The sequence below is a fragment of the Vibrio sp. M260118 genome, from assembly GCF_036533755.1.
Taxonomy (GTDB): Bacteria; Pseudomonadota; Gammaproteobacteria; order Enterobacterales; family Vibrionaceae; genus Vibrio.
This window is the reverse complement of the sequence record NZ_JATABG010000110.1, coordinates 1-9,708: the sequence shown is the minus strand read 5'-3', so window position 1 is coordinate 9,708 and position 9,708 is coordinate 1. Positions and strand designations below refer to the sequence as shown.

Below are 9,708 nucleotides of genomic sequence, written 5' to 3'. Positions count from 1 at the left end.
CAATATATAGAGAAATTGACCTTTAAAACGTGCAATGTCAAGACTAATATGCACATTAACAACAAGCATTATTAATCCAAAACGGAAGCAAGAGGCACAGTAAATGCAATTCACTTACGTCAACCATACCCAAATTAACTTTGGCCAAGGCCAGATTCAAAGCATTGAATCTGTTATTCCGGCAGACCAAAAAGTCTTAGTCATATACGGTGGTGGCTCTATCAAACGCAATGGTGTTTATAACCAAGTGGAGCAAGCGTTGAAAAACCACTCTTGGTTAGAATTCTCAGGCGTTGAGCCAAACCCAACCAAAGAGACCCTAGACAAAGCGGTTGCTATCGTGAAACAGGAGCAGATCGACTTCATTCTTGCTGTTGGTGGTGGTTCTGTTATCGATGGTTCGAAATATGTTGCTGCAGCTTCTCACTACGACGGTGACGGTTGGGACATCATGGTCGGCAAACATCAGGTCTCATCTGCCGTACCTTTAGGCGCAATCCTAACGCTTCCAGCGACAGGCTCCGAGTCCAACATGGGTGCTGTGATTACAAAAGCGGAAACTCACGATAAGTTGGCATTTCTAACTCCCCATGTTCAGCCTAAGTTCGCTGTCATGGATCCTGATGTGATGAAAACCTTGCCAGATAAGCAGCTTATTAATGGTATCGTCGATGCTTGGGTACACGTTTGTGAGCAATACATTACCACTGATCATGGCGCTATGGTTCAAGACGGTTATGCAGAAGCACTCCTGAAAAACCTTAAAGCACTCGGTGAGCAGTTCGAACAGCGCGACAACGATGCATGGCGCAGCAACCTTATGTGGACAGCGAACCAAGCTCTCAACGGCTTAATCGGATCAGGCGTACCACAAGATTGGGCAACGCACATGATTGGGCACGAATTCACTGCTTTATGGGGCGTTGACCACGCACGTTCGCTTGCGATTGTTCAACCCTCACTGCTGCGCAATCAGTTTGATGTTAAGAAAGCGAAGTTAGAGCAGATGGGTAAGAATGTCTTCGGTCTAGATCAAACGGATGATCTCGCAGAGAAGACTATTGTCGCAATTGAGAACTTCTACCAGTCGCTCGGTGTTGCAACTCAATTTGATGAATACCAAGACGGTAAAGAGCAAGCAGTTGACGCTGTGGTTAATCAATTAGAGCAACATGGCATGATCGCTCTTGGTGAGAATCAGGCAATCACACCAGAGCAGACTCGTCAGATCCTTGATCTTGCTATCGCGTAGGCTCCATTAGACGCTAATACAAAGCAGCTCTGGCTGCTTTTTTTACGCCTGTGAATTACACTTCCAAACGATAAATTAAGTCATCGTAGAGTTTCCCGCCGATCTGATACGCATCTTTCTCTCGCTCAGCCAGCTTAAAACCTGTTTTTTCTAGTACTTTACAAGAGGCAATATTGCCATCGGTCACTATGGCATTGACGCGTTTAATTGGGAACTCACGAGTGCTATGTTCGATTAGAGCCACTAACGACTCCGTGCCATAGCCTTTTCCGTGAAACTCTGGCAACAATAGATACCCAACTTCCACTTCGTCATTGCTTTCCTCTGAGACGCACAAACCCGTAACACCGATTGCCGCTCCTGAATCCTTTTCGCGAATAACTAAACATAACCAGTGGCTAGCAGGCCAATCCCACACAGGTAATCTTGACTCAAACCGCTGACGAATTTGCTCAGTTGTTGGTTTGTCAAACGCATAACGAATCACGTCTTCATCTTGATTGAGCCTTTCAAAAAGGCGCCAGTCTTGCTCAGTAATCTGAGTCATTAACAGTTGCTTTGATTCAATTTGATTCATACACACTTAACTTAATAATTGTTTCAGTGATTGATTGGACTGAAAGACGGTGTCAATTAGCTGCTGTCTTTTTTCTAAGTAACAAGTGACCGGAATTTCAGCTTGCTCGATCTCTAAACAGAGATCAAACAATAAATCTAAACCTAAACTCCCTGCCGACCCTTTGAGTTTATGAGCTAGTTGTACGGTGTCGTGCTGGTGGTCCATTTCTGCCGCTTGATCGAGAAGTTGCACTATCTCATCCGCTCCATGACTAAACAACTGACAAATCTCAGCCATCTTTTGTCTACCTAGCACTTCCATATCAGCAGTCACGACGGTTGGGTTTATTATCGCTCGAGCCTGTTTAACCTCTTGACTCGCTTGATCGTCACTTTGAGATAACAACAGCGGCTTACCTTCTAAACTGTTTTGAATTGTCAGGCACAGTTGGTCTTTGTCTAAAGGTTTGGGCAAGTACCCATCAAAACCTGCGGCTAAATAGCTTTCGACCTCTTCGTTATATACATGAGCAGAGACAGCAATCATAGGTGTAGTGGTTTCTCTACCGATTCTTAATTCAAACTCTCTCAATTGGTGAAGCAGCTCAGCACCATTACAATCTGGAAGATTGATATCAAGCAGAGCCACATCGAATTCTTGTAGTTTAAACAGTTCTAGTCCAGCTTCTCCAGTCACAGCGGTATGCACTTCGTGATTCATACTATTCAAAAAGCCTTCCGCCACTAGGCAGTTGACAGGGTTATCTTCCACCAACAACACTTTAGCTCGGATACCGCTATCAATTTGAACATCTAACTTTTCTACGGCTTGGCCTACTTTTAGCGGAATTGAAAACCAGAAGCGACTTCCTTCTCCGATAAAAGAATCAACAAACAATTGCCCTCCCATGGCTTCGACAATACGCTTACTAATCGCCAAGCCAAGACCTGTACCGCCTTTCGCTCCAACACCACTACTCGCTTGAGTGAAAGCATCAAACAATGTCAGCTGCTCATTGGCTTTGATCCCTATGCCGGTATCAGAAACCTCAAAAACAACGTTGCTTTCAACATCAGGATCACGTGACACGTAAATGTCCACATTACCACTTTCAGTGAATTTTATTGCATTGCCTACTAGGTTGTTGAGCACCTGGCTAATCCGTGTGACATCACCGTAATAGTATTGTTCTACATCGCTTTCGACAAAATACTCGAGCTTTAGTGATTTTTCTTGCGCTCGGCCGAGCAACAGTTGCTTAATATCATCAACCATAGAGTGCAGTTCGAAATCGACCGGGCGAATATCTAGGTGCCCAGCTTCGATCTTCGAGTAATCCAGTACATCGTTAAGTATCGCCAATAAGTTTTTACCGCTGCGATTAATCACATCAACATAGTGTGATTGAGTACTATCTAGCCCAGTATCTTTAAGCAACCTAGCCGTGCCCAAGACACCGTTCATCGGCGTGCGGATCTCATGACTCATAGTGGCTAAAAAAGCCGACTTCGCCCTGCTGGCTTGTTCCGCTTCTTGTCGAGCACGAGCATGGTTTTCAACCTCTTGATTCAGGCGAGTATTGGCATTTTGTAGTTGGTAGGTTCGCTCAGTGACCAACTCTTCTAGATGACCTTTGTGTTTTTCTAGTTCACGTTTCGCTGCCGCTTCACTTTCTGCGACAACTTTCAACGCTTTTGCTGTGTTTCGAGCAGTTAAAATAGCTTGCCCCATATGAGCCAACTCATCATTACCTTTAACCTTAACATCTACTTCTAATTGGCCTTTCGCGATAGAAAGTAGTGCGGAAGAATACGCAGCAAGTCGTTTCACCACCGAGATATAAACCACCTTCCAGACGATAAACACCACAATCACCATACCCAATATTGTGATGATAGTTAGAGTAAGCTGAGCATAGTTTAACGTCGACTTAAGCTCTTCTACCGCCCTTGTTGTTGTTGCGTTAGAATCATCTATTAGCCTACTGACCGTGGTATTGAGTGAGGAGAGTTGATTTAGGGTATCTTGCATTAACTGCTTTGCTAACGTGTCATTTTCATAGCGCTGAGTAAGGACATCAAACACTATGTCTTGTGTCTCTAACTTACTAAGCAATACTTCCATCTGCGCCGATCGCGTTGGGTCTTCTACTCCTTCAACTCGACGCTTCATAATACTGAGGTTGTTGCTGAATTCTTGGCGTATGCTATGAATACGATTGATGTCAGAGATGGTTCGCGTCTCTTCAATATGGTTGAGCAATTTAAATGCGAGTAGATGTAACTCATGCAACCGCTCGGCAAGATCAAGGTCTACTTCCACCAAGGTATCAAGTGCTTGCTTAGCTTTCGTACTTTCACTACGGTCGATCAAGTCGTAGATATGTGTGACATTGGCAACGGCAATGGTGGATGTGTTTGCCACTTGAGTTCGGGTTAACTGCTCCAACTCGCGTGCCAGTTTACGTAGTTCGTCACTCCTATGCTGCAAATCATCACTTAGGAATAGGCGTTTTTCGACAACAATGCCCAGCTCAGCCAAAGTATCAATAACGCCTTGAACGTCCGATTCAAGCGTGTCTAATAGTACAGAGTCAAAGGAGTCTGCCCCTAGTGCCTTAATGTGAGTTAACAATGCTTCCAACTGGGAAAATAGGATGGCACCAGAGCTTTGTCGCTCCTGTTCCGTCTCTGCATTGGAAAGCGCTTGAACTGAAGAGATAATCCTTGAACTTAACTCAGAAACCTGACGCGCTTCAATCATTGATGGTATCGCGGTGTTCACAACGTTACGTTCGGTTTTAGCAACAAACGAGAATCCGAACATACCAATCAGGGCTGAAATCAATACCAGCAATGCCATGGCAAGAAATGCCAACAGTAACTTACGACCAATACTCGCTTTCGCCAGTAACATTGAGATTCTTCACTTCTTAACTGTTGGAGAATGGGTTATATTCTGCAGTGTTTATCGACCCAATACCAATGAAAAGCTGCATGTATTTGATCTCTACAATCAAAACGCCAAAAACCATCGTCCATGCATTGCTAATAGCATTCGCACTCGTCGTTGGTCACTCCCATGCGGCTGAGCCAAAACGCATCTGTGCAATCTATCCCCACTTGAAGGATTCCTACTGGCTCTCGGTCAATTTTGGCATGGTCGACGAGGCACGCAAACACAACGTTGATTTACGCGTACTTGAATCGGGTGGCTATTTCAATCGTGATAAACAGCGTCAGCAAATGTCTTTATGCGTGAAATGGGGCGCCGATGCCATCATTCTTGGCACGGTGGCACCAGATCTGTTTTATTCCTCTCTTAATACAGCGGCCGCATCTACTCCTGTCTTCGCAACCGTTAACAAACTGATCGTCGATCAAAACAATCGTTCGATTTTAAAAGGCGAAGTGGGTGTTGACTGGTACTGGATGGGCTATTACGCAGGTGAGTATCTAAAGAAGAAGCATATCAACGAACGCCGAGAGATTGCGGTCGCGATGCTACCCGGGCCTAAATCAAGTGGCGGTACAAAGCCTGTAGTTCGGGGGTTCTATGCCGCGATCCAAAACAGCAAGATTAGGGTGATTGAATCTTACTGGGCTGACAATGACAAAGAGCTACAGCGAAATTTAGTGCAACAAGTTATCGACAGCCAAGACATCGACTATATTGTCGGTAGCGCCGTTGCTATTGAAGCCGCAATTAGTGAGTTGCGTAGCGCAGACAAAACCGATCAAATAGGCTTGGTTTCAACCTATCTTAGTCATGGTGTTTATCGTGGACTATTAAGAAAGCGAGTCGAATTTGCCCCAACCGATAAAATGGTACTTCAGGGTAGACTATCGATCAAACAAACCGTCGATTACTTGCAAGGGAAGACTTTTAATAAACTAGAAGCACCAAAAATCGAATCCTTAACTCCCAATAACTTGAGCTCTGAAGTCATAGCAGAATCGTTATCACCTTCAGAGTATCGACCTATTTTTTACATCTATAACGAAAACAATTAGGAAGTCTAAATGGAAAAAACGACTCGTACTTTGCCTGCACACAAACATGTAGCCCTTGTTGCTCATGACAACTGCAAACCTGAACTGTTGCGCTGGGTAAAAGAGAACAAGGAAAAGCTACAACGTCACTTTTTGTACGCAACGGGAACAACAGGTTCAATGCTCAGTAAAGAGACCGGACTCGCAATCAAGAGCATGATCAGTGGCCCTATGGGCGGTGACCAACAGCTTGGCGCTTTGATTTCTGAAGGAAAAATTGATGTGCTTATTTTCTTCTGGGATCCGCTTAACGCCGTTCCACACGACCCAGATGTAAAGGCCCTACTTCGCATTGCGAGTGTTTGGAATATTCCCGTCGCAACAAACCGCGCCACTGCTAAATTTATCTTCGAATCTGATCTCATTGAGAGTGAGGTCGACATAGAAATTCCCGATTACGAAGCCTATCTAGCCAACAGAACCTAAAGCTTCAAATACATAACTTAATAAGCTCGCAAAGTTGCGAGCTTATTAATAGTTAGTTAATGAGTTCTACCATTATTCTATGAAATGCTTCTCAATCTTTACTAATACCAACCTTGCGATGACAATTCAGATCTCTATTCGACTAAAATGAAATTGTCAGGAAACTTTCAGCTAACTATCCTGTCATACGAGAAATCATACTATAAAAATGTTATTTCTATTTTTGCTGCTGGGAGATTCCCTATGAATAATGATGAAATGCACGATAACGTGCTATGTTGCCCGCTATGTGGTAGCGAGGAGTATTTGCTATCAAGCGCTAACAGCATGTTATGTGCAGAATGTGGCTCATTCTTCGAAAATGTCACCAAACTGACACCGACCAACGTCATATGTCAACGAGTGGGTACAGTGACCAATTTCCTAAATAGCGCTTCTCATTAAAACAGCGCTTCTAACTCTTTCAAGTGACGAATTTTTTGTAACTCTAAAGAGTGGTGTTTATTGTTGAGGCCGGCAAGATGAACGGTTTGTACACCGGCTCTTACACCTGCTTCTAATCCTTTCGGCGTATCATCGACGTAGATACAATCTTCAAGCTTGAAGCCCATGTTCATTGCACTGTATAAAATCAGGTCTGGCTCAGGCTTCCAACTATTGGTATCAAAAGCAGAAAAGATCTTACCTTTAAAATACGGCAACAAGCCAGTTAACTCTAGGCAACGTTCGATTTTATCCCGAGGACCGTTTGACGCTACGCAGTACTCAACATGATGTGCATTGAGATAGTCAAGTACGTCGAACACTCCATCCATAGGTTTGAGTTGCTGTTCAAATAGCTGATCAAGGCGTGCACGATAAACAGGCTCAAGTTTGTCAATCGATACCGTAACACCAAGGCGCTGCTTGGTGGCATCAAGGATATCAGCAAGCTTACCACCTTCAAAATGACTGACTGCGTCTTGCATAGTCAAGCTCGCACCAAACTGTGCAAATGCATCACACAAGGCTTGGCAGCAAAGGCGTTCGCTATCGATCAACGTCCCGTCGCAATCAAAGATGACACATAGTGCCTGAGGTTTTGCCATATCTGTCCCTCATTGAGTTTTCTAAGTGAAATAGTAGGACAGTTAGCACTTTTTAAAATGACCAGCTTAACACTTCACTGGTTTATAAATGTTTTATAACCAGAAGTTTAAAGCGCATCACCATTTAACCATAAGCTGACAATAATTTGCCATAAAGGGCTCAAAGGCAGTTCGTGGAGAGTGTGGTAAATAGGAAGAGATAAGACAGTTAACGTTCGACTACTAATGGAGAATCAGTACTCAAAGACAAATTGAGCTTGTTGATCAATGCATAGATGAAGTCGTCACGGCTGTAGTTATTGAAACTAACGACATCCGATATGAGTGATGAGCCCTCAGATTGCGTGACGATGGCAGCCGCCACTGGCTCGCCAGATTTGAAGCCAAGGTATAAGCGGCAAGGTTCTGAATAGATAATCTGCGACAAAAACTCTAAGATCACCTCTTGATCAGCTTGTACTTCCCAGCGACGAGCTTGAAGCAAAGAAAACATAACGGTTAATCGATGAAAGTCGACCAAAAAAACATCGTCAGCACTAAATGCGCCAGCGTCTTGAGGCAGTTCTTGCAATGTCTCATAGCAACTGGAAGCTTGCTTTTCCTTGTATAGAGCTAGACCGGCGATACTCTCTTTAGTTGGATACTCAACATCGACTTGTTGATAGAGCCATTCATTTTTGATTTTTACAATCTGGGGGATCGTCATAGCGTTGGACAGACCTGCGTTCACTCTAATAAGTTAGCCTGAAGCTTACTAGATAACACCTTGACCACTCAAGTCTTTTCAAGTGTGTACAACAAAACTTAGTCAAAACCTGATATGCTCACCAGTATTCGGATTACAACGTCTCTGTGCACAAAGGATTATCGAACATGATTAAACGTATCGCGACAATCGGTCTTATTACGCTTGGACTCACCGCATGTGACAACAATGAAGTTGGTGATGTAGGTTTAGGCTGGTTTACTATGAAAGATGTATAAACCATTACCAACATTATAACAGAATGAATCATAACTCCCCAGGTTAGAATTTAAACATTTAATAACAAGGATTTAGTATGAAGAAACTAATGACTGCCCTATTCCTTTCAGGACTGCTTTCTGGCTGTTCAGATAATGAGGTTGGTGACGTAGGCTTGGGTTGGTTCACCTTAAAGGACATTTCAATTTCGAGCTTAGTTGATGAGGAAGTTACAGGGGTAACGTGTCATATTGCTTCGATTGAAGCAGATTTGAGCCTTGCCGATCCAAGTGACAGTTCCATTTCTTGCCGTCAAACAGGTGATATTACTCCTGAAATGATAGCCAAAATTGACAAGAGTAAATCTGGTGAAGTTGTGTTTAAGCAGTCAAAAAGTATTTTCTTTAAGACGATGAAAGTACGTAGAATTTACGACTCTGAGAATCAAACCCTACTTTACTTGTCATACACCACCAAGGAAACTGACGGTAGTTTCAAACACAGCCTTTCTACAGTCCCTCTATGGGGTACTGCTGCATATATAGTAGCAAATACTGACCAATAGTTTTCTATTGACTCATAAAACACCAAACAAGAGCAATATGTTAAATGATACTGCTCTTGCTTGGTAAATGCCTTAGCTGTATGTATTAAACAGTCTATCGCCAGTATCAGGTCCCTTTCCACCTGAGATGACTTGAACCTTTGCTCCCTCATACTTGTTATCTGATACTCGTACAGTATATAAATCATAGCTCTCAAGTAGCTCAGTCGAAGAACTTGGGATCACAGTTGTAGCGAGCTTTACAGAGTCCGTATCTGGAAGTTGGTCAATCAGGCCAAAAACACTTTTACCTGAATTTATTACTGCATCAACAATGATAATGTTCTTGTCTCTAACAATTTCGAGGTCTTCGCTAGAAATCAGATCATCATTGACGAAAATTATTGATACATTGCTACCTAGCTGTTCAAGCTTGTCTGCAATACCATTACCAAAGCACAAACCTGCCCGCATCAAAATCAATACAGCATAGTTTTGTTGTTGATTTGAAGATTTTGCTATTGGTTCTGCAATGACCTCTCCTAACTGATAGTGTGCGGTACGAAGTTTGTAGCCCATCGACATTGAACTGCTCTTACAAATATCAATCAATTGTTCAACATTATTATTTTGGCAGCTTTCATTTAATACATACATAATTATACTTCTTCTAGTTCACAGCATTTATTGAGGTCATATGGCAATCCAACCTCAAACATTGATTCGATATTTGTACACTCCGTTTCTGCTAAGTAAACCTCCACTGCTTTGTTTAACTTTTCGTGAGCAACCAAATACCCTTGATTTGCTGCTTCTAACATTG

General features: G+C 43.0%; 10 protein-coding genes. 5 read left to right on the top strand and 5 right to left on the bottom strand.

The genetic code is table 11. The features are described 5' to 3' along the window. Window positions 1-103: 103 nt before the first annotated feature. Complete coding sequence (locus QTO00_RS08790) at window positions 104-1,252, top strand: iron-containing alcohol dehydrogenase (protein WP_331424333.1); 1,149 nt, start codon at window positions 104-106, stop codon at window positions 1,250-1,252. A 55-nt stretch (window positions 1,253-1,307) separates the two neighbouring features. Here QTO00_RS08790 and QTO00_RS08785 read toward each other — a convergent pair whose 3' ends face one another. Both QTO00_RS08785 and torS read right to left on the bottom strand, forming a co-directional pair. Further along, entirely contained in the window at window positions 1,308-1,829 is a 522-nt protein-coding gene (locus QTO00_RS08785; protein ID WP_331424332.1) for a GNAT family N-acetyltransferase, read from the bottom strand. 6 nt (window positions 1,830-1,835) lie between these two features. Beyond that, window positions 1,836-4,727 carry a TMAO reductase system sensor histidine kinase/response regulator TorS gene (torS, locus tag QTO00_RS08780; RefSeq protein WP_331424331.1) on the bottom strand — a complete coding sequence of 964 codons (2,892 nt, stop codon included), beginning with the start codon at window positions 4,725-4,727 and terminating at the stop codon, window positions 1,836-1,838. Between the two features lie 80 nt (window positions 4,728-4,807). Here torS and torT point away from each other — a divergent pair, with 80 nt between their 5' ends. The 3 genes from torT (at window position 4,808) to QTO00_RS08765 (ending at window position 6,733) form a co-directional block, all read left to right on the top strand. Beyond that, window positions 4,808-5,824 carry a TMAO reductase system periplasmic protein TorT gene (gene torT, locus QTO00_RS08775; protein WP_331424329.1) on the top strand — a complete coding sequence of 339 codons (1,017 nt, stop codon included), beginning with the start codon at window positions 4,808-4,810 and terminating at the stop codon, window positions 5,822-5,824. A 9-nt stretch (window positions 5,825-5,833) separates the two neighbouring features. Beyond that, the gene (locus QTO00_RS08770; protein WP_038208279.1) at window positions 5,834-6,289 is read left to right on the top strand and encodes a methylglyoxal synthase; all 456 of its coding nucleotides are present in this window, start codon (window positions 5,834-5,836) and stop codon (window positions 6,287-6,289) included. A gap of 243 nt (window positions 6,290-6,532) precedes the next feature. After that, on the top strand, window positions 6,533-6,733 hold the full coding sequence (locus QTO00_RS08765; protein WP_331424328.1) for a hypothetical protein: 201 nt from the start codon (window positions 6,533-6,535) through the stop codon (window positions 6,731-6,733). Here the strand turns inward: QTO00_RS08765 and QTO00_RS08760 are convergent. Together QTO00_RS08760 and QTO00_RS08755 are read right to left on the bottom strand one after the other, a co-directional pair. Then, window positions 6,730-7,377: an HAD-IA family hydrolase gene (locus QTO00_RS08760; protein ID WP_331424327.1), complete on the bottom strand. Its 648-nt coding sequence runs from the start codon at window positions 7,375-7,377 to the stop codon at window positions 6,730-6,732. The two genes, QTO00_RS08765 and QTO00_RS08760, sit on opposite strands and share 4 nt — an antisense overlap. 208 nt (window positions 7,378-7,585) lie before the next feature. Further along, window positions 7,586-8,083: a flavodoxin gene (locus tag QTO00_RS08755; RefSeq protein WP_331424326.1), complete on the bottom strand. Its 498-nt coding sequence runs from the start codon at window positions 8,081-8,083 to the stop codon at window positions 7,586-7,588. 355 nt (window positions 8,084-8,438) lie between these two features. Between QTO00_RS08755 and QTO00_RS08750 the strand changes: the two genes are divergently transcribed. Beyond that, a complete protein-coding gene (locus QTO00_RS08750; RefSeq protein WP_061897517.1) occupies window positions 8,439-8,906 on the top strand; it encodes a CreA family protein in 468 nt (155 codons plus the stop codon). A gap of 72 nt (window positions 8,907-8,978) precedes the next feature. Here the strand turns inward: QTO00_RS08750 and QTO00_RS08745 are convergent, their stop codons facing one another. Continuing rightward, window positions 8,979-9,542 carry a uracil phosphoribosyltransferase gene (locus QTO00_RS08745; protein ID WP_224067626.1) on the bottom strand — a complete coding sequence of 188 codons (564 nt, stop codon included), beginning with the start codon at window positions 9,540-9,542 and terminating at the stop codon, window positions 8,979-8,981. Window positions 9,543-9,708: the final 166 nt, after the last annotated feature.